Genomic DNA, 23,377 nt, shown 5'->3' with positions numbered 1-23,377 from the left:
AGGGTTTTCTGCGCTGCGGCGGAATCCGGCAAGGCAAGGGACGGCTTTGTTTCATGCCGTCACAAATCGTTAATTGTAGGACTCGGGGCCCGCGCCTAATTCAGCATCAAGGCGGCGGGCCCATCCCCGTCGGTTCAAGATCAGAAGGCAGCAAGACCATGCAGACCACCATCGCTTCCAAAGCCCAGTTCCGCGGAGTCGGACTGCATTCGGGTGCGGCGGTGCGGCTGGCGATCCTGCCCGCTCCGGCCGACCATGGCATCGTCTTTGTCCGCACCGATCTGGGCCGGGCCCGGATTCCGGCGCTGTGGGACCATGTGACGCCGTCACAGCTCTGCACGCTTTTGGACAACGGACAGGGCGCGACCGTCTCGACTGTGGAACATGTCATGGCCGCGCTGGCCGGCACCGGCATCACCAACGCGGTGGTCGAGGTGAACGGACCCGAGATCCCGATCCTGGACGGCTCCTCCGCGCCCTTCGTGCAGGGCATCGTCGAAGCCGGGCTGCGGTATTACCCCGACGCGCCGTTGCGCGCGATCCGTGTCCTGCGCGATGTCGAGGTGCGCCAGGGTCTGGCCCATGCCCGCCTGTCGCCTGCCGACCATCTGGCCATCGACTTCCAGATCGACTTCACCGATGCCGCCATCGGCCATCAGGAAAAGTCGCTGGACATGGCGAACGGCACCTTCGTGCACGAGCTGATGGACAGCCGCACCTTCTGCCGGCAGTCGGACGTCGTGCAGATGCAGCAGAACGGGCTGGCGCTTGGCGGCACCTATCTGAACGCGGTCGTGGTCGATGGCGACAAGGTCCTGTCCCCCGGCGGCCTGCGCCACAAGGACGAGGCCGTGCGCCACAAGATGCTGGACGCCATGGGCGATCTGGCCCTGGCCGGCGCACCGCTGCTGGCGCGCTATACCGGCCACCGCGCCGGACACGCGATGACGAACAAGCTGCTGCGCGCGCTGTTTGCCCAGCCCGACGCCTGGGAATGGGTGACGGTCACGCCGGCGATTCAGCGCCACCTGCCGGGCGCGGGCGTCATCAGCGCTGCGGCGCGTGCCATGCCTGCCCTGGCCGTTGCCTGACGGGCAGGCGGGGGCTTGGGCGGCGGGTGGCCTATCTGTCCGTTATTTCCGCATTTTGGCATTTTGCGCAGCCCGATTTTCTGTGCTAGGACGACCGGGCCGCGGGGCATGGCTTTGTGCGGCGGCATGAATTTCTGACGGACGGGTAAGATATGGCGGGCATCAGATCGGCGGGTTCCTTGGTCGCATTGGCCCTGTCCGCCACGCTTCTGGCTGGATGCGGGGGGCAGTCCTCGCGTCCGCCCGAATCGCTGGAAAGCTTCACCGCCGAGGAAATCTACAAGCGCGGCGAATACGAGCTGGAGAACAGCCGCAAGCCGCAGGACGCCGTGCATTACTTCTCCGAGGTCGAGCGGCTTTATCCCTATTCCGAATGGGCTAAGCGCGCGCTGATCATGCAGGCCTATTCCTATCACCGCGCCCGCGACTACGAAGAGGCGCGGGGCGCGGCGCAACGCTTCATCGACACCTATCCGGGGGACGAGGACGCGGCCTATGCGCAATACCTTCTGGCACTCAGCTACTACGACCAGATCGACGAGATCGGCCGCGACCAGGGCCTGACCTTCCAGGCGCTGCAGGCGCTGCGCGAGGTGATCGAACGCTATCCCGACACCGAATATGCGCGCTCGGCCATCCTCAAGTTCGACCTGGCCTTCGACCATCTGGCCGCCAAGGAAATGGAGATCGGGCGCTATTACCTCAAGCAGGGGCATTATACCGCCGCCATCAACCGTTTCCGCGTCGTGGTCGAGGAATACCAGACCACGACCCACACGCCCGAGGCGCTGATGCGCCTGGTCGAGGCCTATCTGGCCCTGGGCCTGACCGACCAGGCCCAGACCGCCGGCGCGATCCTCGGGCACAATTTCCGTTCCTCGCCGTTCTATGCCGACGCCTATGCCCAGCTGCGCCAGCGCGGCCTGAAGGCCGAAGCGGCGGGCGACAGCTGGCTGACCAACGTCTATCGTCAGGTCATCCAGGGCAAATGGTTGTAAGGGTGCGCTGAAGCGCCCTGTTGGTGGGGTCATGCTTCGTTCACTGGAAATCCGCGATGTCCTGCTGATCGACCGGCTGGAACTTGAGTTCCGGCCGGGTCTGAACGTGCTGACCGGCGAAACCGGCGCCGGCAAGTCGATCCTGCTGGATTGCCTGGGCTTCGTGCTGGGCTGGCGCGGCCGGGCCGACCTGGTGCGCGCCGGCGCCGCCCAGGGCGAGGTCTCGGCCGTCTTCGACCTGCCGAACGGGCATCCCGCCCGCGCGCTGCTGGACGAGGCGGGCTATCCCGTGGGGGACGAACTGATCCTGCGCCGGGTCAATGCGACGGACGGGCGCAAGACTGCCTGGATCAACGACCGCCGCGCCTCGGGCGAGTTGCTGCGCAGCCTGTCGGAAACGCTGGTCGAACTGCATGGCCAGCACGACGACCGGGGCCTGCTGAACCCGCGCGGCCACCGCCTGCTGCTGGACGCCTTTGCTGGCCTTGACGTGGCGCCCGCCCGCGCCGCCTGGGCCGCCCGGCGCGAGGCGCGCGCCGCGCTGGCCGAGGCCGAGGCCGCGCTGGCCCAGGCCAGGGGCGAGGAGGATTTCCTGCGCCATGCCGTGGCCGAGCTTGACAAGCTGGACCCCCAGCCCGGCGAGGAGGCCGAGCTGGACATTCGCCGCCGCAGCATGCAGGGCGCCGAGCGCATCCGCGCCGATGTGGCCCGCGCCTTGCAGGCGCTCGGGCCCGAAGGGGCCGAGGGCGCGATGCTGGACGCCGCCCGCTGGCTCGAGGGTGCCGCCGACCGCGCCGAGGGCCGGCTGGAAGGCCCGGCAGGCGCCCTGCAGCGCGCGCTGATCGAACTGGGGGATGCCGTCTCGGGCGTGGAATCGGCGCTGGAGGCGATGGATTTCGACCCCCGCGATCTGGAGGCAACCGAAGAGCGTCTGTTCGCCCTGCGCGCGCTGGCCCGCAAGCACGACGTGCTGGCTGACGATCTGGCGGGGCTGGCCGACCAGCTTCGCGACCGCCTGGGCCGCATCGACGCGGGCGAGGGGAACCTGGCGCGCCTGCGCGACGCCGTGGCTGCGGCCGACGCCGCCTATGACGCGGCGGCCGATGCCCTGTCCGGACAGCGCGCCGCGGCCGCCAAGCGGCTCGATGCCGCGATGGCGGCCGAGCTTGCGCCCCTGAAGATGGAGCGCGCCGTCTTTGAAACCCGCGTGACCGAAGGCGAGCCCGGACCCGAAGGACGCGACGGCGTGGCCTTTACCGTTGCCACCAACCCCGGTGCCCCGCCGGGACCGCTGGACCGCATTGCCTCGGGTGGCGAGCTGTCGCGGTTCCTGCTGGCGCTCAAGGTGTGCCTTGCGCGCGGCAACGACGCGCTGGTGCTGATCTTTGATGAAATCGACCGCGGGGTGGGCGGCGCGACCGCCGATGCCGTTGGCCGACGCCTGGCCCGGCTGGCCGAGGGGGCGCAGGTCCTGGTCGTGACCCACAGCCCGCAGGTCGCGGCCCTGGGCGGGCATCATTTCCGCGTCGCGAAGTCGGTCGCGGCGGGCATGACCACCTCGACCGTGGCGGCGCTGGACGATCAGGAGCGGGTTGCGGAGATCGCCCGGATGCTGGCCGGCGAGGAGGTTACCCCTGCCGCGAAGGAAGCCGCCCGCGCCCTGCTGCGCGGCTGACGGCGTTCAGTCCAGGATCCGGGATGGTCGGATCACCGACTGGACCCGCATGGTCCCGGGATCATAGCGGATCAACCGCCCCTCGAGCACCCCGTACCGGCTGCCTTCGGGCGAGCGGTTGATGCCATACAGTCCCGGCCGCGTGATCTGGTGCAGGGCGTTGGGGTCGACGGTCTGACCGACCTGCACTTGCGGTTCAAGACGCGCCTGGACCAGGCCGGAAGGCGGCGGCGGTTCGGGCGCATCCGATCCCGCGCGCTGCGCAAGCACCATCCCGGCCAAGGCGATGCCTAGGGCCGCAGCAATCTGGGATATGAAACCGCTGGTCTGCATCGGGACAGCTTGAACGATCCGGCTTGCGTTTCCGTTAACGCCCCAGGGGCGCGATGCGGAAAAAACGACCTGTTCTGCCGGAAAGATCCACCCCTCGCATCCTTTTGTAAGGGGTGGTGCAGTCTTGCCGCAGCCTGCGGACGATGCCTAGCCCTGGCCGCGGCCTCGGGCCGCCAGCCGCGGCAGCATGGCCGAGAAGTCCTTGCCCTTGCCGTCCTCCTCCTCGACGAAGCGGCTGTAAAGCCGGGCGGCCAGCGCGCCCATGGGCGTGTCGGCATCGACCGCCTCGGCCGCCTGCTGACTTAGCCGCAGGTCCTTGAGCATCAGTTCGGACGCAAAGCCCGGCTTGTAGCCGTTGTCGGCGGGCGATTGCGGCCCGACGCCGGGGGCCGGGCAATAGGCGTTCATCGACCAGGAATAGCCCGACGAGGTCGAGACCACGTCGAACATCTTTTGCCGGTCCAGCCCCAGCTTGTCGGCCAGGGCGAAGGCCTCGCAGGTGGCGATCATGGTGACGCCCAGGATCATGTTGTTGCAGATCTTGGCCGCCTGGCCCGCACCCGCCTCGCCGCAATGGACCGCCTTTTGCCCCATGATGTCAAAGAGCGGCGCGACCGTCCGGAACGCATCGGCGGGACCGCCCACCATGAAGGTCAGCGTGCCTGCGGCCGCGCCGCCGATCCCGCCCGACACCGGCGCGTCCAGCGCGCCAAGCCCGGCGGCCCGCGCCTCGTCGGCGACAGCCCTCGCGCTTTCCACATCGACCGTCGAGCAGTCGCAAAGCACGGCGCCCGGCGCCATGGCGGGGATCACCTCGGCTGCGACGCTGCGCAGGATCGCCCCGTTGGGCAGCATGGTGACGACCACTTCGGCGCCCCGCGCCGCCTCGGCCGCGCTGGCGGCCTGCATGACGCCCTCGGGCAGCGGCGCGGCCGGGTCGAAGCCCGCCACCGCATGTCCCGCGCGCACCAGATTCAGGGCCATCGGCCCGCCCATGTTGCCCAATCCGATGAAACCGATCTTCATGCCTCGTCCTCCCATGTCAGTTCCGCATCGCCCAGGGGGGCGAGCATGGCGCGCACATGCGCCTCGCCCGCGTCCGCAGACCAGCGCGGGTTGCGGTCCTTGTCGATGATCTGCGCCCGCACGCCCTCCAGGAAATCGCTTTCGGCGGTGGCGCGCCAGGTAAAGCGGAACTCGCGCGCCAGGCTGTCGCGGACCGAGGCATCGCCCCGCGCCGCCCGCACCAGCGCCAGCGTCGCCGCCATCGACAGGGGCGAATTGCGGCGCAGGGGCTTCAGCGCCGCCTCGTCCCCCGCGCGCTCCAGCGCCTCGACGATCTCGCCGACCGTGCGGCCGCCAAAGGCCGACAGGTCGGCATCCGCCAGGGGCGCGGGCGGCGGCGGCGCGCCCTTGACCAGATGGGCGTCCCCGGTCTCGGCCAGCCGGTCGATCAGCGCGGGCCAGTCCGCCTCGGGCAGGTAATGGTCGGCAAAGCGGGCGTGGATCGCGTCGCCCGGACCCATCCGCCCGGCGGTCAGGACCAGATATTCCCCGATCCGCCCCGGCGCATGACCCAGAAGCCAGCTGCCCCCCACGTCGGGGATCAGGCCGATGCCGGATTCGGGCATGGCGATCTGGGTCGTGTCGCCCACCACCCGGTGGCTGGCGTGGCCGCCGACGCCCACGCCCCCCCCCATGACAAAGCCCTGCATGAAGGCGACGACCGGCTTCGGAAAGCCGGCGATGCGGGCATTCATGCGGTATTCGTCGCGGAAAAAGGCCCGGCCCAGGTCATGGTCGCCGGCCAGTCCGGCGCGATAGACCGCCGCGATATCGCCGCCCGCGCAAAAGGCCCGGTCGCCTTCGGCATCGACGATCACCAGCGCGACCTCGGGGTCGTCGCGCCACGCGCGCAGCGCCGCGTCGATGGCCAGCGCCATGTCCCGGCTCAGCGCGTTCAGCGCCTGCGGCCGGGTGAACGTGATGCGGCCGGCGTGCCGGTCCTTGCGGATCGCGACATCGGGCGTCGGTGGGTCCCCGTCCTGCGCGGGGCCCCGCGTCTGTGGCGCTGCCGTCATTCTGTCCTCTCCCTCTTTGCTGCTCCAAAGACACGCAATCTGCGACAACCGGCCCTGGGGCCAAGAAATTCCCTGGTGCGCCCCCATGGATCGCCTAGGCTGAGGGGCACCGTCAAGCGGACGGGTGCAATGAACGTGGGGACGTCATGCAGATCACAAATCCCTCTCCCAGGCTTTACAACGAGGACCTTGCCCCGGCCCGGGACCGCCGATGGGGGGCCTTTTCCATCTTCAACGTCTGGACCTCGGACGTGCACAGCCTTTGGGGCTATTACCTGGCGGCCAGCCTGTTCCTGCTGTGCGGCAGCCTGCTGAACTTCGTGCTGGCCATCGGCATCGGGTCCCTGGTGATCTATGCCCTGATGCAGATGGTGGGCCTGGCCGGCGTGCGCACCGGAGTGCCCTTCCCAGTGCTGGCGCGCGCCAGCTTCGGCACCTTCGGCGCGAACGTGCCGGCGCTGGTGCGGGCGGTCGTCGCCTGCTTCTGGTACGGCGCGCAGACCGCCGCCGCCTCGGGGGCGATCGTGGCGCTTCTGCTGCGCAGCCCGGCCATGCTGGAGTTCCACCAGACCAGCCACATGCTGGGCCATTCCACGCTGGAACTCTTGTGCTATCTGTTCGTCTGGGGCGCGCAACTGCTGATCATCCAGAACGGAATGGAGACGGTGCGCCGCTTTCAGGACTGGGCGGGCCCCGCGGTCTGGGTCGCCATGCTGATGCTCGCCGTCTACCTGATCGTCAAGTCCGGCACCTTCAGCTTTGGCGACGAGATCCCGCAAGAGATCCTGCTCGAGGCCACGCGCGCCGCGGGCGTGCCGGGAACGCCCGGTTCGTTCGTGACGCTGATGGCGGTGGCGGCGACCTGGATCACCTATTTCGCGGCGCTCTACCTGAACTTCTGCGACTTCTCGCGCTATGCCCGCGACGAACGGGCGCTGCGCCTGGGCAATGCCTGGGGCCTGCCGGTGAACCTGCTGGCCTTCTGCCTGGTCGCGGGCGTCACTACCACGGCCGCCTGGCACGTCTATGGCGAGGTGCTGCTGCATCCCGACCAGATCAGCGCCAAGTTCGACAGCCTGTTCCTGGCGCTTCTGGCGGCGGCGACCTTCGCCATCGCGACGCTGGGCATCAACGTGGTTGCGAACTTCGTCTCGGCGGCCTTCGACTTCTCGAACACCATCCCGCGCTACATCAGCTTCAAGCGGGGCGGGCTGATCGCGGCGCTGATCGCGCTGATCCTCTACCCCTGGGCGCCCTGGGAAACCAACGCCACGCATTTCGTGAACTTCATCGGCTCGACCATGGGGCCGATCTTCGGGATCATGATGGTGGACTACTACCTGATCCGCAAAGGCGTGGTGAACGTCGAGGCGCTCTATCAGGAACATGGCGAATTCCGCTTTCAGAACGGGTGGCACGTCAAGGCCTTCATCGCCTTCGGCATCGGCATGGTCTTCAGCTCGATCCTGCCGACCTTCACCAGCCTGCTGCCCTCGTGGTGGGGCATCTACGGCTGGTTCTTCGGCGTGCTGATCGGCGGCGGCTGCTATTACATCCTGCGATCCGCCGACCGTTAGGTCTTCCTTGTTGGGAAAATACCCCGGGGGGCGCGGGGGGCAGGCCCCCCGCGTCTTCGATCAGTCCAGCGCCTTGAAGTTCAGCGCCGCCCCGTCCTTGATCCCCGAGAACCAGCGCGCGGTCACCGTCTTGGTCTTGGTATAGAACCGGAAAGCGTCCGGGCCATACTGGTTCAGGTCGCCAAAGGCCGACTTCTTCCAGCCGCCGAAGCTGTAATAGCTCAGCGGCACCGGGATCGGGAAGTTGATGCCGACCATGCCGACGTTCACCCGGCTGGCGAAGTCGCGCGCCGTATCGCCGTCGGCGGTATAGATCGCGGTGCCGTTGCCATAGTCGTTGTCCATGACCAGCTTCAGCGCCTCGTCATAGCTTTGCGTGCGCACCTGGGTCAGCGCGGGGCCAAAGATCTCTTCCTTGTAGATCTCCATCTCCGGGGTCACGCGGTCGAACAGCGACGGGCCGCAGAAGAAGCCGTTCTCATAGCCCTGGATCTTCAGGTCGCGGCCATCGACGACCAGCTCCGCGCCCTGGTCCACGCCCGAGGCGATCAGCCGGTTGATGCGCTCCTGCGAGGCCTTGGTGATGACGGGGCCGAAATCCACGTCGTCGCCCGCGGTATAGGGGCCGACCTTCAGCTTCTCGATCTTCGGCACCAGCCGTTCGATCAGAGCGTCGGCGGTCGCCTCCCCCACCGGCACCGCGACGGAAATCGCCATGCAGCGTTCGCCCGCCGCGCCATAGCCCGCGCCGATCAGCGCGTCGGCGGCCTTGTCCAGGTCGGCGTCCGGCATGATGATCATGTGGTTCTTGGCGCCGCCAAAGCATTGCGCGCGCTTGCCGTTCGTCGCCGCCCGGCCATAGATGTATTGCGCGATCGGCGTGGACCCCACAAAGCCCACCGCCTGGATCACGTCATGGTCCAGGATCGCGTCGACGATTTCCTTGTCGCCGTTCACCACCTGCAACACGCCGTCGGGCAGCCCGGCCTCTTGCGCCAGCTTCGCCAGCAGGATCGAGGTCGAGGGCACGCGCTCGGACGGCTTCATGATCATCGCGTTGCCCGAGACCAGCGCCGGGCCCATCTTCCACAGCGGGATCATGGCGGGGAAGTTGAAGGGGGTGATGCCCGCGACCACGCCCAGCGGCTGGCGCATCGAATACAGGTCGATGCCCGGCCCGCCATTGTCGGTGAACTCGCCCTTCAGCATCGCGGGCGCGCCCATGCAGACCTCGATCACCTCAAGGCCGCGCTGCACGTCGCCCTTGGCGTCGGGCAGGGTCTTGCCATGCTCGCGCGAGACGACCTCGGCAAGCGTGTCCATGTTGTCGTTGATGAGCTGGCCGAACTTCATCATCACCCGGGCGCGGCGCTGCGGGTTGGTGGCGGCCCAAGTCACCTGGGCGCGCGCGGCGCTTTGGATCGCGGCGTCAAGCTCGGCGGCGGTGGCCAGCGGCACCTTGGCGATCACTTCGCCGGTCGCGGGGTTGTAGACATCGCTGAAGCGACCCGAAGTGCCCTTGACCTCGCGGCCGTCGATCCAGTGCGAAAGTTCTTCCATGAACGCCTCCCGTGGCATCTGATCTTGCGGCACCATAGACTTGCAGCATTGCCGGAAAAAGAGGAAGTCTGGCAAAAGCGTTTTGCATTTCTGCAAAGGGGCCGCAGTATGGACTGGGACGACCTGCGCATCTTCCTGGCCGTCGCGCGCGAGGACAGCCTGTCCGGTGCCGGGCGGCGGCTGGGGGTCGATGCCTCGACCGTGGGGCGCCGGGTGGCGCGGCTGGAACAGGCGCTTGGCGCGACGCTGTTCGTCAAGACGCCGCAGGGCTATGCGCTTGCGCCCGAGGGCGAGCGGCTGCTGCCCCATGCCGAGGCAGTCGAACTGGCGCTGTCGGGCGCGCGGGACGCGCTGTCGGGGCCGGGCGAGCTGACCGGCCAGATCCGCATCGGCGCGCCCGACGGCTGCGCGAACTATCTGCTGCCCCAGGTCTGCGCGCGCCTGTGCGAGGCGCATCCGGGGCTGGAGATCCAGATCGTCGCGCTGCCCCGCGTCTTCAACCTGTCGCGGCGCGAGGCCGATATGGCCATTGCCGTGTCCCAGCCCCAGACCGGGCGGCTGATGGTGCAGCGGCTGACCGATTATCACCTGCACCTGGCCGGGCATCAGGACTATCTGCGCGCCCATCCCCCCGTGCGCACGCGCGCGGACCTGCGCGGGCACCGCATGATCGGCTATATCGCCGACATGATCTTTGACCGCGAGCTGGACTACCTGACCGAGACGGGGGCCGACTGGGCGCAACTGACCTCGAATTCGGTCTCGGTCCAGATGCAGGCGATCCGGGCGGGGGCGGGCCTGGGGATCGTGCACGACTTTGCGATCCCCTTCTGTCCCGGGGTGCGGCGCATCCTGACGGACGAGCTGTCGCTGACCCGCAGCTTCTGGCTGATCCGCCACCCCGACGACCGCCGGTCGCAGCGCATGAGCCGCCTGGCCGAGGCCCTGGCCCAGGGCATCCGGGCCGAGGTCGCGCGCCTGCAAGGGCTGGTGCCGGGGCTTGAGGCCGGGCTGGACGGGCAGTCCCAACAGCGGGCTTGACGCAAGCGCGGGTTGCGGTGACGCTGGCCGTGCAGGGCAGCCTATTGCCAGCCCGAACGGAGGAACAGCAATGCTCGTGAACCAGATCCTGTCGATGAAGGCCAGCGGCGAAATCTTTACCGTCGCGCCGACCGCTACCGTGGCCGAGGCGGCCAAGCTGCTGTCGGACAAGCGCATCGGTGCGATCGTGGTTTCCGAGGATGGCAAGGTGCCGCTGGGCATCCTGTCGGAGCGCGACATCGTGCGCGAACTGGGCAAGCGCGGCGCCGCGATCCTGGACCAGCCGATCAGCGAGCTGATGACCCGCAAGCTGATGACCTGCGCGACCGGCGACGACGCGCTGGTGATCCTGGACCGCATGACGCAGGGCCGGTTCCGCCACCTGCCGGTGGTGGACGAAAACGGGCACATGCTGGGGATCGTGTCCATCGGCGACGCCGTCTCGGCCCGCCTGAAGGAGCTTGCGGCCGAGAAGGAGGCGCTGACCGGGATGATCATGGGCAACTGACCCCGCGCTTTCGACAGCGAAGCCCTTGCACCCGTGCACGAAAGGCTGTTTCGCTGCACGGGTCCGCGACAAGGAAGGGGCAGTCATGCGCATCGGGTTGTATCCGGGAACCTTCGACCCGATCACGCTGGGTCATCTCGACATCATCCAGCGGGCGCTGGCGCTGGTCGATCGGCTGGTGATCGGCGTCGCGATCAACCGCGACAAGGGCCCGCTGTTTTCCCTGGACGAGCGGGTCGAGATGGTGCGCCGCGAATGCGCCCTGATCACCGACCGCGTCGGCGGCGAGATTCTGGTCCATCCGTTCGAGAACCTGCTGATCGACTGCGCCCGCGACGTGGGCGCCTCCGTGATCGTGCGCGGGCTGCGGGCGGTCGCGGATTTCGAATACGAATTCCAGATGGTCGGCATGAACCGCGCGCTGGACGCCAGCATCGAGACGGTGTTCCTGATGGCCGATGCCCGACGGCAGGCCATCGCCTCGAAGCTGGTCAAGGAAATCGCCCGGCTGGGGGGCGACGTGACGAAGTTCGTTCCCTCGGCCGTGAACCAGGCGCTGATCGGCCGCTTCGCCGACCGCGCGGGATAAGGGGACGATCATGCAGCCGCGCCACGACAAGGAACCCCAACCCATTCCCGACCCGCTGCGGCCGCCTCTGCCCGATCCGCAGCCCGACCCCGCCCCGGGGCAAGAGCCGGCGTAACGCAAAAGGGCGGCCCGATGGACCGCCCGGCAGGACGCGCTGGCAAAGGAAAAGGGCTTAGCCCTGGGCCGAGGGCTTCGAAGCGGGCGGCGCCAGCTTGGGCGTCGCGCCATTGGCCAGCGGGTCTTCCTGGCGCTGAACCGAGCCTTCGAAATGGGCGCCGGATTCGATGGCGATGGTCTTGTGGATGATGTCGCCCTCGACCCGCGCGGTGGCGGTCAGCCGCACCTTGAGGCCACGGACGCGGCCGACCACGCGGCCATTGACCACGACCTCATCCGCGACGATCTCGCCCCGCAGAGTGGCGCTTTCGCCCACGGTCAGCAGGCGGGCGCGGATGTCGCCCTCGACCGTGCCCTCGATCTGGATGTCGCCCTGGGTGCGGATGTTGCCGGTGACGGTCAGGTCCGCCGCCAGCACCGACGGCGCGGTGCGCGGGCGCGGCGCGGGCGCGGTCGGCGGCACGTCGAAATTGGGTTCATGGCTGCGCGGTGCTTCAGGCTCGGGCGCCGGCTGAGTCCGGGGTCCGGGTTCGGTCACGCGGGTCTTAGAAAACATTTTGGGCTGCCTTGATGAAGGTCATGGGGTTCACGGCACGGCCGTTCACGCGAACTTCATAATGAAGATGCGGGCCGGTCGACCTGCCGGTATTGCCCATAGCACCGATCAGGCTGCCCTGCGACACTTTTTGCCCGACCTTGACCTTGATTTTGGAGAGGTGCCCATAGCGGGTTTCGGTGCCAAGCTCGTGCTGGACCTTGATGAGATTGCCGTAGCCGCTTTGCCAGCCGGCAAAGATCACCTTGCCTTCGCCGGTGGCATAGACAGGCGTGCCGACCGGCGCGGCCAGGTCCACGCCTTCATGCGCGCGGCCCCAGCGCCGGCCGAAGGGCGAGGTATAGCGGAAGGCGTTCTTGACCGGCATCGCCAGCGGCATCTTTTCGACCGCGATGCGATAGCTGTTCATCTTGTCCAGCGTGATCAGGATCTCGTTGGCCTTGGCCTCGCGCTGGGTGATCTCGGCATTGCCGCTGGAGGAGTAGCTGATCGGGTTCAGCGGCCCGCCCTCGCCGGAATAGCCGCGGCGGATGGTGCTGAGCACCTCGTCGGGGTTCATGCCGACGCTGCGGAACATCTGGTCCAGCGGCTTGACCGAGACGGTCACGGCGTCCTCGACCTGAGACAGGATCTCGTCGTTGCGGGCGACGATCTGGTCGCGCTCGATGGTCAGCGCCTCGGCGGTGCGGCGGGCGTCCTCGGCGGCGCGCATGGCATCGCTGCGGTCGGTCGCGGCGCGGTTCAACTCGGCCGAGACGATATCCAGCGCCGCCTGCAGCTCGGCGGTGCGCTTGGCCGGGTCCTGGCCCTCGGCGGCGGCGACCTGCGCCTTGGCGCCGTCGCGGTCCTTGATGGCGGCCTGCAGCGTCGATTGCACGGCGCCGAGGCCCGCCTGCAATTCGCGCTGGCGGGCTTCGGCGTCCAGCAGGCGGGACTGCATCTGCGACACCTGGTCCATCGCCAGGGCAAAGCGGTTCTGGGCGGCGGCAGCCTCGGCCGCGCGGCTGTCGCGTTCCGCGGACAGGTCGGACAGCCGGGCCTCGAACGCCTCCTGGCTGCGGGCGGCGCCCTGGGCACCGTGTCCGCCCACCGCATCGACCGCCAGGATCGAGCTTGCCACGATGGTCCAGCCAAAGACCAGGGCGCTGCCCATCAGGCCGGCGAACTGGGTGGTGGGGGTCAGGCGCAGGAACCGGGTGGAATCATCCGATTTCAGGAAAAGACGCTGTTCCGGCAACCAGCGCCCAAGCACCGAATTCAGGCTGTGAGTGATCCGCAATGTCCCTGGTCCATCTGTTTGCATCGCGCCTGTCCCTTCGTCGTGGGCGGCGCGCTAGGCGCTCATAAATCCGACCTGTGGTGAAAGCGCAACAACCCAGGATTTATTGCGCAGCCGATGGGCGGATTGGTGCCGACCCGTCAGACAGGTTCCGGTGGTTTGTCGCCGATGCGCGCGAGGCGCATCGGAATGCAACTACAGGATGTTTTCAGAAAATCCCTGCAAGCGCCGGCAATCGCTGGCCTAATCCCGGTTCTCATCCCTTGGTATGAGACTGGGCCAAGGTACGCATCATCTTGTGCGATATTCCGCTTGCCTGCTCAAATGCCAGGCAAACAGCCCGGGTTTTCAGGCGATCTCGTACGGCAGGGGGCCGGGACGGTCGGCCGGGATGCGGATATTGCGATCCATCGGTGGAACCGAACGCTGATGGCAGTCAGGGCGCGGGCAGATGCGGCAGGACACGCCGATCGGTTCGAACAGGGCGGGGTTCGCCAGGTCCAGCCCGTCGGAATAGACCAGGTCGCGGGCGTGGCTGATCTCGCATCCCAGGCCGATGGCAAACCGGCGGACAGGCGCGCCAAAGGCGCCGGCGTGCTTGGAGACATCGCGCGCCATCAGCAGATAGCGCTTGCCGTCCGGCGTCTGCGCCAGCTGCCGCAGGAACCGGCCCGGCGTCTCGAACGCCTGGTGCACGTTCCACAGGGGGCAGGCGCCGCCAAAGCGGGCGAACTGCATCCGGGTCGCCGAATGGCGCTTGGTGATGGTGCCGGCCTGATCGACCCGCACGAAAAAGAACGGCACGCCCCGGTTGCCGCCGCGCTGCAAGGTCGACAGCCGATGCGCGACCTGCTCCAGCGAGGCGTGGAACAGGTGGGCCAGACGTTCCAGGTCGTGGCGCTCGGCTCGCGCGGCCTCGAGGAAGCGGCCATAGGGCATCATCGCGGCGCCGGCGAAATAGTTCGCCAGGCCCAGCCGCGCGATGTCGCGGGCGGTCGGGCTGCGGAACCGCGCCAGTTCCAGCGTCGCTTCGAGCAGGTCGGCCCGGGTTTCCAGCGCATAAAGGTGCAGAAGCTGGAAGGCGCGGGTCGCTGCCTCGGCGGCGGCGTTCAGGGTGATCTGCGGGCCGTCGCGCAGATAGACGGGGCCGCTGCCCAGTTCGGCCGTCGTGACCGTCAGGCCGCGCGCGGTCAGCCCCGCGATGGCGTGCTCCAGCGGCGTGGCGCCGGGTGCGGCCTGGCGGGCGAAATGTTCGGCGGCGCGGTCCACCGCGTCGATGTAGTTGTCGCAATAATGGAAGAAGTCGCGCACCTCCTCCCAGGGCGAGGGGGTGGCGTTCTGCCCGCCCGCCCCCAGCGCCTCGTCCAGCGCCGCCAGCCGTTCCTGCCCATCGCGATGGGCGCGGTAAAGGTCCAGGAAGGCCCGCGCCAGCGCCGGGGCATTGGTCGCGGCCAGCCGCAGGTCGGCGCGGGGCGGCGGGGCGTCGAACAGCGGGTCGGCAAAGGCCTCGGCCATGTCCACCACCATCCGCTCGGCGTCGCCGACCGCCATGGCGCCCAGATCGACCGAGAATTCCGAGGCGAGCCGCAGCAGCACCCCGGCCGAGACCGGGCGATGGTTGTTCTCCATCTGCGACAGATAGGGCAGCGAGACGCCCAGCCGGTCGGCAAAGGCGCGCTGCGTCAGCCCCGCGCGGGACCGCGTTTCACGCAGCGCAACGCCGGCATAGATCTTGTGACTGGCCATGAGCGCCCTCCCTTTGCAAAGGACCGATATCCTTTGCAAAGCGCAGCGCGCAAGCCCTCAGCGGCCCAGAAGCTGCCGTTCGCGGTGGATGACCCACAGCGCCGACAGGATCGAGCCCGCGCCTACCGCCACCATGATGACAAGAAGCGGCGCCGCGCCGGACCCTTCGTTCAGGAAGGCGGCGGCGAGCGCGGCCAGCGCCGCACCGCCCGCGACCGCCATCGCGCCGCCCAGCCCGCTGGCGGTGCCGGCCAGTTCGGGGCGCACGCTCATCATTCCGGCGTTGGCGTTGGGCAGCAGCATGCCGTTCCCCAGTCCCATGAACGCGACCGAGCCGAAGAACACCAGCGCGCTGTCGCGGCCGGCCAGATCCGCCATCAGCGCCAGCGCCAGGGGCAGGGTGCAGATGACCGAGCCCGCCAGCATCATCCGGCTCAGCCCCAGCCGCGTGGACCAGCGGGCCGAGATGAAGTTCCCCAGCGCATAGCCCAGCGAGGGCGCGGCGAACCAGTATCCGACCTCGGCCGGGGACAGGTGCAGCACATGGCGGCCGACAAAGGGCGCGCCGCCCAGATAGGCGTAGAACGCCCCCGCGCTGAGCGTCGCGGCCAGCGCAAAGCCCCAGAACCGCTGCGACCGCGCCAGCAGCGGATAGGTCGCGACCTGTTCGCGCAGCGGGATGCCGCCGCCGCGCGCGGTCTCGGCCAGGTTCAGCCAGCACAGCGCCAGGACGGCGGTGCCCAGGATCAGCATGGCGGCAAAGCTGGCGCGCCAGCCGAAGCCTTCGTCCAGGACGCCCCCGATAGTGGGCGCGATCATCGGGACCAGCGACATGCCCATGGTGACATAGCCGATCATCGCCGCCGCGCTTTCGGCCGGCACAAGGTCGCGGATGACCGCGCGGCTCAGCACGAAGCCCGTGGTGATGACGGCCTGCATCAGGCGAAAGAACAGGAACCAGCCGGCGCTGGGGGCCAGCAGCGTGCCCACCGTCGCCAGAACGAAGATGGCGAACGAGGTCAGGATCACCGGCCGGCGGCCGAAGCGGTCGCTGATCGGCCCGCAGAGCAGCTGGATCACCGCGCTGACCGCCAGGAAACCCGACACCGACAGCTGCATCACCGCGTAATCGACGCCGAAATGCTCGGCCATGCCGGGCAGCGAGGGCAGGAAGACGTTCATCGCCAGCGCCCCCGTGCCGGTGATCGAAACCAGCGTGACAAGGCTAGGGCGGCGGGCAGGCTGGGGGACGGGCGCGGTCATGCCATTTCATGGCCCGCGCCCTGCGGAAAGGCAACGGGCCTTTGTATGGCAGTCTTTCGCATCAATGCGCGGAATGGCCGAAGTTGTGAAAGATCAGAAAGGCGCCGAAGCAGATGAAGGCGAAACCCGCGGCCACGTTCCAGGTCAGCCTTTCGCCCAGATAGATCCAGGAGAACAGGACAAAGACCGTCAGGCTGATGACCTCCTGGATGGTCTTCAGCTGGGCGGCGCTGAAGTGGCCATAGCCGATCCGGTTCGCGGGCACTTGCAGCAGGTATTCGAAGAAGGCGATGCCCCAGCTGACCAGGATGACGGTCAGGATCGGCACCGCCTTGAACTTGAGATGCCCATACCACGCGATGGTCATGAACAGGTTCGAGGCGATGAGCAGTCCGACGGTCAGGACCGGGACCGGCAGGTTCATTCGCCGCGATCCCAGCTGCGGTGCTTTTCAAGATTGCCGAAGCGGGTGAAGCGCCCCTCGAAGGACAGTTCCACCGTGCCGATGGGACCGTGGCGCTGCTTGCCCAGGATGACCTCGGCCTTGCCGTGGCAGGATTCCATGATCTGCTGCCAGGCGGCCATCTTGTCCAACTCGTGGTCGGCGGGTTTTTCGCGCTCGCGGTAATATTCCTCGCGGAAGACGAACATCACGATGTCGGCGTCCTGCTCGATACTGCCGGATTCGCGCAGGTCCGACAGTTGCGGGCGCTTGTCCTCGCGGCTTTCGACCTGGCGCGACAGCTGCGACAGCGCGATGACGGGAATGTCCAGTTCCTTGGCGACGGCCTTCAGCCCCTGGGTGATCTCGCTGACCTCGTTCACGCGGCTGTCCTTGGCCGATGCGGCCTTCAGCAGCTGCAGATAGTCCACGATCAGCAGGTCCAGACCCATGGTGCGCTTCAGCTTGCGGGCGCGGGCGGCCAACTGGTTGATCGGCAGCGCCGGCGTGTCGTCGATGTAAAGCGGGCAGTTCGACAGGTCATGGGCGGCGTTCACGAAGCGGCGGAACTCCTCCTCGGTCATGTCGCCACGGCGGATCGCTTCGCTGGGGACCTCGGCGGCTTCCGACAGGATCCGGGCGGCCAGCTGCTCGGCCGACATCTCCAGGCTGAAAAAGCCGACGACCCCGCCCGACACCGTGCCGACCGAACCGTCGGGCAGCGGGCCGGTCTTGTGCACCTTGGCGACATTGAAGGCGATGTTGGTCGCAAGCGAGGTCTTGCCCATCGAGGGCCGCCCCGCCAGGATGATCAGGTCCGAACGGTTCAGGCCGCCCATCTTGGCATCGAGGTCGATCAGCCCGGTCGAGATGCCCGAAAGCCCGCCGCCCCGGCTGAAGGCCGCATTGGCCGCGTTCAGGGCGCCCGTGACGGCCGACAGAAAGCTCTGGAAGCCGCGCTCGGCCACGCCCTGTTCGGCCAGCTTGTACAGCGTCTGCTCGGCCTCCTTGATCTGCTCCTCGGCGGAATCGCTGACCGAGACCGTGGTGGCCCGGGCCGCAATGTCCTGACCCAGCGCGATCAGGTCGCGGCGCAGGGCGAATTCGCGGATCATCTGGGCATAGTCGCGTGCGGCATGGGACGAAATCGCCGCCCCCGCCAGCCGTGCCAGATAGGCGGGGCCGCCCAGTTCCTTGAGCCCTGCGTCGTTTTCCATGAAGGCCTTGATCGTCACCGGGCTTGCCAGCGCGTTCTTGGCGATGCGCTCCACGCAGATCTCATAGATGCGGCGGTGGACCGGATCGTAGAAATGCCGCGGCTGGATGATGCGCGAAACGTGGTCATAGACCTCGTTGTTCGTCAGCAGCGCGCCCAGCAACTGCTGCTCGGCCTCGATCGAGAAGGGCACGGCTTGGGCGGCCGCCGCCTCGGCGATCTCGCTGGGTTTTCGGATTTCGATGGCGCGCAGCTCGCTCATCCTCGAGGACTCCCGGATGTTCGACGTAGTTGCCCCTTATCCACCTTCGCCGTCCTCGCGTCCATCGGGATATCCTGTGGATAAGCTGTGGATGGATGGCAGGCCCTGCGCTGGTGGCCAGGGCCGCATGGGTATTTTTAGCAACAAGGAAGACTTGGCGCTGCCCTTGGTCTTCCTTGTTGTCCCAAATACCCATGAGACCGTGCGGCGGGACGATGCCCGCGCCGTTTCAGGGATGCGCCGCCTGCCAGGCGCGCGGGTCGGTCAGGAAGCTTTCCACCTCGGAGAGGGTCGCGGCGTCGTAGAAGCCTTGCGCCTTGGCCTCGGCCAGCACGTCCCACCAGGTGCAGAGGTGATGCAGTTGCACGCCGTGGTCGGCCAGGCGCTGCGTCGTTTCGGGGAAGATGCCGTAGTAGAAGATGACCGCCGTATGGCCGCAGGTCGCGCCGGTTTCGCGGATCGCGTCGACGAAGCTCAGCTTGCTGCCACCATCGGTGGTCAGGTCCTCGACCAGCAGCACGCGCTGGCCCTCGCTCATCGCACCCTCGATGCGGGCATTGCGGCCGTAGCCCTTGGGCTTCTTGCGCACATAGGTCATCGGCAGTTCCAGCCGCTCTGCCACGAGGGCGGCAAAGGGGATGCCGGCCGTTTCGCCGCCGGCGATATTGTCGAAGGCATCAAAGCCCGCGTCGCGCAGCACGGTCGCCGCCAGAAAGTCCATCAGCGTCGCGCGGATGCGCGGATAGGAGATCAGCTTGCGGCAGTCGATATAGGTTGGCCCCTTGAGGCCCGAGGCATAGGTATAGGGCTCGGCTGCGTTGAAGTGCACCGCCCGGATTTCCAGCAGCATGCGGGCGGTCAGGCGGGCGATTTCCTCGCGCGGGGGAAAGGGCAGGGTCATGCGGGGTCCTCGACATGCCAGTAAAGCGGGAAGCCGGGGTCGAAGACGGTGACGGTCTCATCCCCGGCGGCAATATGGGTGGGGTATTCGGCCGGGTCGTCGCGCCTGACCAGGCGGATCCGGTCCTCGTTCGGCGGCAGGCGATAGAAGGCGGGGCCGTGCAGCGAGGCGAAGCCCTCGAGCCGATCCAGCGCGCCCTCGTCCTCGAAGACCTGGGCGAGGATCGACAGGGTGTTCGGCGCCGTGAAGCAGCCGGCGCAGCCACAGGCCGATTCCTTGGCGCGGTCCGGGTGCGGGGCCGAGTCGGTGCCCAGGAAGTATCGCGGATCGCCCGAGGTCGCGGCGCGGCGTAGCGCCAGGCGGTGGCTTTCGCGCTTGGCGACCGGCAGGCAATAATAATGCGGGCGGATGCCGCCGACCAGGATATGGTTGCGGTTGATGACCAGGTGATGGGTGGTGATCGTCGCCCCCATGTCCTGCTGGCTTGCGACGTAATCCACGCCCTCCGCCGTGGTGATATGCTCCATCACCACGCGCAGGCCGGGGGTCGCGCGGCGCACCGGGTCCAGCACGCGGTCGATGAACACCGCCTCGCGGTCGAAGATGTCGACGGCGGGGTCCGTCACCTCGCCATGGGTGCAAAGCGGAATCCCCGCCTCGGCCATCGCCTCCAGCACCGGGCGCACCTTGTCGAAATCCCGCACGCCCGAGGCCGAATTCGTGGTGGCCCCGGCCGGGTAGAGCTTGACCGCCGCGATGAGTCCCGCCGCATGGGCAGCGACGACATCGGCGGGATCGGTCGTCTCGGTCAGGTACAGGGTCATCAGCGGACGCAACGTCACATTTTCGGGCAGAGCCGCCAGAATCCGGTCCCGATAGGCGGCAGCCTGCGCACCCGTCACCACCGGGGGCACAAGGTTCGGCATGATGATGGCGCGGCCGAAATGACTGGAATATGCTGCAACTGCAGCAAGCATGTCGCCATCCCGCAGGTGCAGGTGCCAGTCGTCGGGGCGTCGAAGCGATACGGAGTGTGTCATGGGTTTCCTCTATACCGGCGGGCAGCCGCTGGAAATACCCCGCTCGCGCTGGAGAAAACGACAGCTTGGCAAACCGTTCGGGGGGTATATGCGTTGATCGCCAAGGTGTCTTGCCGCCGGAGAACAGGATGGGTCTGGGAATGTTGAACCTTGTTGCGATGCAGGCGCCGCTGCTGCTGTGGCAGCAGATGGCGCATATGGCCCTGGAGGCGCAGATGGTGATCGCCCTGCGCACGGCCGGGATGATGGGCATCCTGCGCCAGGATGCGTGCGAACCAAGCCGCATGGTCACCGAAAAGGCCGATGCGGCGTCCGAGGCGATGCATGCCGCGCTGCGGGCCGCCGGGCGGGGACAACGCGCGGACGAGGTGATGGCTGCGGCCCTGCGCCCCTATCGCCGTCGCACCAAGAACAACGTCCGTCGCCTGTCCCGCAAGAAATAGCCCGCCGACGCGGGTTCGCGCTGCCGTGGGCGTTCATGATCCTCGGAACAGGAAAACGCGCCCGTCCGGGGCGCGTTCTGCATTGTTCGTGCGGGGGTCGCCGATCAGATCAGCTTGCCCATGGCCACCGCGGTGTCCGACATGCGGTTCGAGAAGCCCCATTCGTTGTCGTACCACGACAGGATGCGGCACAGCCGGCCCTCCATCACCTTGGTCTGGTCCATGTGGAAGACCGAGGAATGGGGGTCGTGGTTGAAGTCGGTCGAGACCAGCTTTTCGTCGGTATAGCCGAGGATGCCTTTCAGCGGGCCGTTCGCGGCGGTGCGGATCGCCTCGTTGATTTCCTCGACCGAGGTGTCGCGGCCGGCTTCGAACACCAGGTCCACGACCGAGACGTTCGGCGTCGGCACCCGGATCGACACGCCGTCCAGCTTGCCCTTGAGCTCGGGCAGCACCAGGCCCACGGCCTTGGCGGCGCCGGTCGAGGTCGGGATCATCGACAGCGCGGCGGCCCGGGCGCGATACAGGTCCTTGTGCATCGTGTCGAGCGTCGGCTGGTCGCCGGTGTAGCTGTGGATCGTGGTCATGAAGCCGCGGGCGATGCCGATCGTGTCGTTCAGCACCTTGGCCACCGGCGACAGGCAGTTCGTCGTGCAGCTGGCGTTCGACACGACCAGGTCGTCCTTGGTCAGCGTGTCATCGTTCACGCCGAACACGATGGTCTTGTCGGCGTTGTCGCCGGGGGCCGAGATCAGCACCCGCTTGGCGCCGGTCGACAGGTGCGGCTGGACCTTTTCCTTGGACGTGAACAGGCCGGTGCATTCCATGATGACATCGACATCGCCCCAGGGCAGTTCGGCAGGGTTGCGGATCGCCGTGACCTTGATCGGGCCGCGGCCCACGTCGATCTGGTCGCCCGAAACGGTCACCGTCGCCGGGAAACGGCCGTGCACCGAGTCGTAGCGCAGCAGGTGGGCGTTGGTTTCCACCGGGCCCAGGTCGTTGATCGCCACGACCTCGATATCATTGCGCCCCGATTCGATGATCGCGCGCAGCACGTTCCGACCGATCCGGCCAAAGCCGTTGATCGCCACCTTGACAGCCATGGGGTTCCTCCGCCGCTGATGATGTTGCGCGCTGCTGATAGCGCGGCTTGATGGGGGAATGCAAACGGCTGAGGCGCCTTATCCGCCGAAAGTGTCTGCGATTTCCATGTTAGCGCCACGACTCGCGCGAAGGACGGCGCACGGGGGCGTGCGGAGGCTATTCGGCGGCGATGGTCTGGACCTCGGCATCCCTCTTGCCTTTAGGCCCTCCTGTCGCCGCGACCGACAGGAGAGAAGCGGCAGAGTCCGATGATGTCACGACAGGCTCCGGCACAGAACTGTATCGCGGTCGTCCTTGACAGGGCACGGTTCGCCCGAGCGGCGAACTGTCCAGCATTTTTCCTGACCGGACGTCCGCCCACAAACCGCGCCCCGGACAATCGCCAAGATGCGACACGCCTGCGGTTCAGTAGTTTCCGGGCGGATCGCTGGCCGGGAAGGATTCGTCCACCTGCTCGTCCACCTCGTCCCAGTCGGGTGGCGGCTCGCGCATGGCCGAAGGGCCTGCAGGGCGGATCCGGCGGGTCGGGCCATCGTCGGCGAGGGACCTTCGGCCGGCGTTATCGCAGGCCGCCTTCAGCAGGAACCCCGCCGCAATCCCAAGGCAGAAATACACATGTCGGTTCTTCATCATGGCCTCCCTGGTTCAGATCATCGGCTGGCCGCCGGTGACGGCAATCGTCGCGCCCGAGACATAGCTCGACATCGGCTCGGCCAGCATCACATAGGCCGAGGCAAGCTCGACGGGTTGGGCCGGGCGTTTCATTGGATAGCTCTTGCCGAATTCGGCCACTTCCTCGGCCGGCATGCTGGCGGGGATCAGCGGTGTCCAGACCGGACCCGGCGCCACCGCATTGGCGCGGATGCCGCGTTCGGCCAGCAACTGCGCCAGGCCGGTGGTGAAGTTCTGGATTGCGCCCTTGGTCGTGGCATAGGCCAGAAGCTGCGGATTCGGCTTGTCCGCATTGATCGAGGCCGTGTTGATGATGGCCGAGCCCGGCTTCATGTGCGGGACCGCCGCCTTGGTGATGTAGAACATCGCGTCGATGTTGACGGCGAAGGTGTGGCGCCATTCCTCGTCCGGAATGTCCTCGATCCGCTCGAACACGCGCTGCTGGGCGGCGTTGTTGACCAGGATGTCGATGCGGCCGAATTCGGCCACGGTCTTGTCGACCAGCGCCCGGCAATGGGCGGGCTCCGCGATATCGCCGGGCAGCAGCAGGCAGCGCCGGCCTGCCTGGCCCACCAGTTCTGCCGTGTCGCGCGCATCGTCGGTCTCATCCAGAAAGGACAGCGCGACATCCGCACCCTCGCGCGCATAGGCGATGGCGACGGCGCGGCCGATCCCGCTGTCCGCGCCGGTGATCAGGGCCGCCATGCCCTCTAGCCTGCCGGCGCCGCGCCAGCTTTCCTCGCCGTGGTCGGGCCGGGGGTCCATCTTCTGAAAGCTGCCGGGCAGGCTTTGTTCCTGTTTTGGGAACGGAGGCTTCGGATAGTCTTTCATCGGTTCTGCCTTCCTGTCTTTGGGTCATGGGCCAACGATCCGGCCACGG

The 23,377-nt window shown here is 67.5% G+C and carries 23 protein-coding genes; 8 read left to right on the top strand and 15 right to left on the bottom strand.

The window, feature by feature from the left end; all coding sequences use genetic code 11:
- Window positions 1–158: 158 nt before the first annotated feature.
- The 3 genes from lpxC to recN all read left to right on the top strand — a co-directional run bounded on the left by lpxC (window position 159) and on the right by recN (window position 3,764).
- Complete coding sequence (gene lpxC / locus BU28_RS0101215; RefSeq protein WP_028717820.1) at window positions 159–1,091, top strand: UDP-3-O-acyl-N-acetylglucosamine deacetylase; 933 nt, start codon at window positions 159–161, stop codon at window positions 1,089–1,091.
- 152 nt (window positions 1,092–1,243) lie between these two features.
- Window positions 1,244–2,089: an outer membrane protein assembly factor BamD gene (locus BU28_RS0101210; RefSeq protein ID WP_028717819.1), complete on the top strand. Its 846-nt coding sequence runs from the start codon at window positions 1,244–1,246 to the stop codon at window positions 2,087–2,089.
- 31 nt (window positions 2,090–2,120) lie between these two features.
- On the top strand, window positions 2,121–3,764 hold the full coding sequence (gene recN / locus BU28_RS0101205; protein WP_028717818.1) for a DNA repair protein RecN: 1,644 nt from the start codon (window positions 2,121–2,123) through the stop codon (window positions 3,762–3,764).
- A 6-nt stretch (window positions 3,765–3,770) separates the two neighbouring features.
- Here the strand turns inward: recN and BU28_RS0101200 are convergent, their stop codons facing one another.
- The 3 genes from BU28_RS0101200 to BU28_RS0101190 all read right to left on the bottom strand — a co-directional run bounded on the left by BU28_RS0101200 (window position 3,771) and on the right by BU28_RS0101190 (window position 6,178).
- The gene (locus BU28_RS0101200) at window positions 3,771–4,097 is read right to left on the bottom strand and encodes a hypothetical protein (RefSeq protein WP_028717817.1); all 327 of its coding nucleotides are present in this window, start codon (window positions 4,095–4,097) and stop codon (window positions 3,771–3,773) included.
- Between the two features lie 147 nt (window positions 4,098–4,244).
- Entirely contained in the window at window positions 4,245–5,123 is an 879-nt protein-coding gene (mmsB, locus tag BU28_RS0101195; protein WP_028717816.1) for a 3-hydroxyisobutyrate dehydrogenase, read from the bottom strand.
- A complete protein-coding gene (locus tag BU28_RS0101190) occupies window positions 5,120–6,178 on the bottom strand; it encodes an enoyl-CoA hydratase/isomerase family protein (protein ID WP_051577661.1) in 1,059 nt (352 codons plus the stop codon). Before BU28_RS0101190 ends, mmsB begins: the two co-directional genes overlap by 4 nt.
- A gap of 146 nt (window positions 6,179–6,324) precedes the next feature.
- Here BU28_RS0101190 and BU28_RS0101185 point away from each other — a divergent pair, with 146 nt between their 5' ends.
- Window positions 6,325–7,755, top strand: coding sequence for an NCS1 family nucleobase:cation symporter-1 (locus tag BU28_RS0101185; protein WP_028717814.1), 1,431 nt, complete (start codon window positions 6,325–6,327; stop codon window positions 7,753–7,755).
- 60 nt (window positions 7,756–7,815) lie between these two features.
- Here the strand turns inward: BU28_RS0101185 and BU28_RS0101180 are convergent, their stop codons facing one another.
- A complete protein-coding gene (locus BU28_RS0101180) occupies window positions 7,816–9,315 on the bottom strand; it encodes a CoA-acylating methylmalonate-semialdehyde dehydrogenase (RefSeq protein ID WP_028717813.1) in 1,500 nt (499 codons plus the stop codon).
- A gap of 108 nt (window positions 9,316–9,423) precedes the next feature.
- On the opposite strand from BU28_RS0101180, the gene BU28_RS21750 reads away from it, so the two are divergent.
- From BU28_RS21750 to coaD, 3 genes are all read left to right on the top strand, one after another.
- Entirely contained in the window at window positions 9,424–10,356 is a 933-nt protein-coding gene (locus tag BU28_RS21750; RefSeq protein WP_051577660.1) for a LysR family transcriptional regulator, read from the top strand.
- Window positions 10,357–10,426: 70 nt separating this feature from the next.
- Window positions 10,427–10,864 (top strand): CBS domain-containing protein, encoded by a 438-nt coding sequence (locus tag BU28_RS0101170; RefSeq protein WP_028717812.1) that lies wholly within the window; start codon window positions 10,427–10,429, stop codon window positions 10,862–10,864.
- 85 nt (window positions 10,865–10,949) lie between these two features.
- Entirely contained in the window at window positions 10,950–11,453 is a 504-nt protein-coding gene (coaD, locus tag BU28_RS0101165; RefSeq protein ID WP_028717811.1) for a pantetheine-phosphate adenylyltransferase, read from the top strand.
- A 172-nt stretch (window positions 11,454–11,625) separates the two neighbouring features.
- On the opposite strand, the gene BU28_RS0101155 is transcribed toward coaD, so the two are convergent.
- The 8 genes from BU28_RS0101155 to pyrC all read right to left on the bottom strand — a co-directional run bounded on the left by BU28_RS0101155 (window position 11,626) and on the right by pyrC (window position 20,275).
- Complete coding sequence (locus BU28_RS0101155; protein WP_028717810.1) at window positions 11,626–12,126, bottom strand: bactofilin family protein; 501 nt, start codon at window positions 12,124–12,126, stop codon at window positions 11,626–11,628.
- The gene (locus tag BU28_RS0101150; RefSeq protein WP_028717809.1) at window positions 12,116–13,405 is read right to left on the bottom strand and encodes a M23 family metallopeptidase; all 1,290 of its coding nucleotides are present in this window, start codon (window positions 13,403–13,405) and stop codon (window positions 12,116–12,118) included. Before BU28_RS0101150 ends, BU28_RS0101155 begins: the two co-directional genes overlap by 11 nt.
- Window positions 13,406–13,753: 348 nt before the next feature.
- Window positions 13,754–15,151 carry a helix-turn-helix domain-containing protein gene (locus BU28_RS0101145; protein ID WP_028717808.1) on the bottom strand — a complete coding sequence of 466 codons (1,398 nt, stop codon included), beginning with the start codon at window positions 15,149–15,151 and terminating at the stop codon, window positions 13,754–13,756.
- 57 nt (window positions 15,152–15,208) lie between these two features.
- Window positions 15,209–16,414 carry a multidrug effflux MFS transporter gene (locus BU28_RS0101140; protein WP_028717807.1) on the bottom strand — a complete coding sequence of 402 codons (1,206 nt, stop codon included), beginning with the start codon at window positions 16,412–16,414 and terminating at the stop codon, window positions 15,209–15,211.
- 61 nt (window positions 16,415–16,475) lie between these two features.
- Window positions 16,476–16,838 (bottom strand): DMT family protein, encoded by a 363-nt coding sequence (locus BU28_RS0101135; protein WP_028717806.1) that lies wholly within the window; start codon window positions 16,836–16,838, stop codon window positions 16,476–16,478.
- Window positions 16,835–18,334: a replicative DNA helicase gene (locus BU28_RS0101130; protein WP_028717805.1), complete on the bottom strand. Its 1,500-nt coding sequence runs from the start codon at window positions 18,332–18,334 to the stop codon at window positions 16,835–16,837. Before BU28_RS0101130 ends, BU28_RS0101135 begins: the two co-directional genes overlap by 4 nt.
- A 229-nt stretch (window positions 18,335–18,563) precedes the next feature.
- Entirely contained in the window at window positions 18,564–19,235 is a 672-nt protein-coding gene (locus BU28_RS0101125) for an orotate phosphoribosyltransferase (RefSeq protein WP_028717804.1), read from the bottom strand.
- Window positions 19,232–20,275, bottom strand: coding sequence for a dihydroorotase (pyrC, locus tag BU28_RS0101120; RefSeq protein ID WP_028717803.1), 1,044 nt, complete (start codon window positions 20,273–20,275; stop codon window positions 19,232–19,234). Before pyrC ends, BU28_RS0101125 begins: the two co-directional genes overlap by 4 nt.
- A 140-nt stretch (window positions 20,276–20,415) precedes the next feature.
- Here pyrC and BU28_RS0101115 point away from each other — a divergent pair, with 140 nt between their 5' ends.
- Complete coding sequence (locus BU28_RS0101115) at window positions 20,416–20,718, top strand: hypothetical protein (protein WP_028717802.1); 303 nt, start codon at window positions 20,416–20,418, stop codon at window positions 20,716–20,718.
- A gap of 104 nt (window positions 20,719–20,822) precedes the next feature.
- Here BU28_RS0101115 and gap read toward each other — a convergent pair whose 3' ends face one another.
- The 3 genes from gap to BU28_RS0101100 all read right to left on the bottom strand — a co-directional run bounded on the left by gap (window position 20,823) and on the right by BU28_RS0101100 (window position 23,328).
- Complete coding sequence (gap, locus tag BU28_RS0101110) at window positions 20,823–21,824, bottom strand: type I glyceraldehyde-3-phosphate dehydrogenase (protein ID WP_028717801.1); 1,002 nt, start codon at window positions 21,822–21,824, stop codon at window positions 20,823–20,825.
- A 406-nt stretch (window positions 21,825–22,230) separates the two neighbouring features.
- Window positions 22,231–22,458 (bottom strand): hypothetical protein, encoded by a 228-nt coding sequence (locus BU28_RS0101105; protein WP_390965547.1) that lies wholly within the window; start codon window positions 22,456–22,458, stop codon window positions 22,231–22,233.
- A gap of 12 nt (window positions 22,459–22,470) precedes the next feature.
- Window positions 22,471–23,328 carry an SDR family oxidoreductase gene (locus tag BU28_RS0101100; RefSeq protein ID WP_028717799.1) on the bottom strand — a complete coding sequence of 286 codons (858 nt, stop codon included), beginning with the start codon at window positions 23,326–23,328 and terminating at the stop codon, window positions 22,471–22,473.
- Window positions 23,329–23,377: the final 49 nt, after the last annotated feature.

The sequence above is a fragment of the Paracoccus yeei ATCC BAA-599 genome, from assembly GCF_000622145.1.
GTDB lineage: Bacteria > Pseudomonadota > Alphaproteobacteria > Rhodobacterales > Rhodobacteraceae > Paracoccus > Paracoccus yeei.
The sequence above is the reverse complement of the archived record's forward strand: the minus strand, read 5'-3'. Positions and strand labels throughout refer to the sequence as shown.

Coding starts and splice junctions, on each gene's coding strand:
- lpxC (WP_028717820.1), top strand. CDS start 159: ATGCAGACCACCATCGCTTCCAAAGCCCAGTTCCGCGGAGTCGGACTG.
- BU28_RS0101210 (WP_028717819.1), top strand. CDS start 1,244: ATGGCGGGCATCAGATCGGCGGGTTCCTTGGTCGCATTGGCCCTGTCC.
- recN (WP_028717818.1), top strand. CDS start 2,121: ATGCTTCGTTCACTGGAAATCCGCGATGTCCTGCTGATCGACCGGCTG.
- BU28_RS0101200 (WP_028717817.1), bottom strand. CDS start 4,097: ATGCAGACCAGCGGTTTCATATCCCAGATTGCTGCGGCCCTAGGCATC.
- mmsB (WP_028717816.1), bottom strand. CDS start 5,123: ATGAAGATCGGTTTCATCGGATTGGGCAACATGGGCGGGCCGATGGCC.
- BU28_RS0101190 (WP_051577661.1), bottom strand. CDS start 6,178: ATGACGGCAGCGCCACAGACGCGGGGCCCCGCGCAGGACGGGGACCCA.
- BU28_RS0101185 (WP_028717814.1), top strand. CDS start 6,325: ATGCAGATCACAAATCCCTCTCCCAGGCTTTACAACGAGGACCTTGCC.
- BU28_RS0101180 (WP_028717813.1), bottom strand. CDS start 9,315: ATGGAAGAACTTTCGCACTGGATCGACGGCCGCGAGGTCAAGGGCACT.
- BU28_RS21750 (WP_051577660.1), top strand. CDS start 9,424: ATGGACTGGGACGACCTGCGCATCTTCCTGGCCGTCGCGCGCGAGGAC.
- BU28_RS0101170 (WP_028717812.1), top strand. CDS start 10,427: ATGCTCGTGAACCAGATCCTGTCGATGAAGGCCAGCGGCGAAATCTTT.
- coaD (WP_028717811.1), top strand. CDS start 10,950: ATGCGCATCGGGTTGTATCCGGGAACCTTCGACCCGATCACGCTGGGT.
- BU28_RS0101155 (WP_028717810.1), bottom strand. CDS start 12,126: ATGTTTTCTAAGACCCGCGTGACCGAACCCGGACCCCGGACTCAGCCG.
- BU28_RS0101145 (WP_028717808.1), bottom strand. CDS start 15,151: ATGGCCAGTCACAAGATCTATGCCGGCGTTGCGCTGCGTGAAACGCGG.
- BU28_RS0101140 (WP_028717807.1), bottom strand. CDS start 16,414: ATGACCGCGCCCGTCCCCCAGCCTGCCCGCCGCCCTAGCCTTGTCACG.
- BU28_RS0101135 (WP_028717806.1), bottom strand. CDS start 16,838: ATGAACCTGCCGGTCCCGGTCCTGACCGTCGGACTGCTCATCGCCTCG.
- BU28_RS0101130 (WP_028717805.1), bottom strand. CDS start 18,334: ATGAGCGAGCTGCGCGCCATCGAAATCCGAAAACCCAGCGAGATCGCC.
- BU28_RS0101125 (WP_028717804.1), bottom strand. CDS start 19,235: ATGACCCTGCCCTTTCCCCCGCGCGAGGAAATCGCCCGCCTGACCGCC.
- pyrC (WP_028717803.1), bottom strand. CDS start 20,275: ATGACACACTCCGTATCGCTTCGACGCCCCGACGACTGGCACCTGCAC.
- BU28_RS0101115 (WP_028717802.1), top strand. CDS start 20,416: ATGTTGAACCTTGTTGCGATGCAGGCGCCGCTGCTGCTGTGGCAGCAG.
- gap (WP_028717801.1), bottom strand. CDS start 21,824: ATGGCTGTCAAGGTGGCGATCAACGGCTTTGGCCGGATCGGTCGGAAC.
- BU28_RS0101105 (WP_390965547.1), bottom strand. CDS start 22,458: ATGATGAAGAACCGACATGTGTATTTCTGCCTTGGGATTGCGGCGGGG.
- BU28_RS0101100 (WP_028717799.1), bottom strand. CDS start 23,328: ATGAAAGACTATCCGAAGCCTCCGTTCCCAAAACAGGAACAAAGCCTG.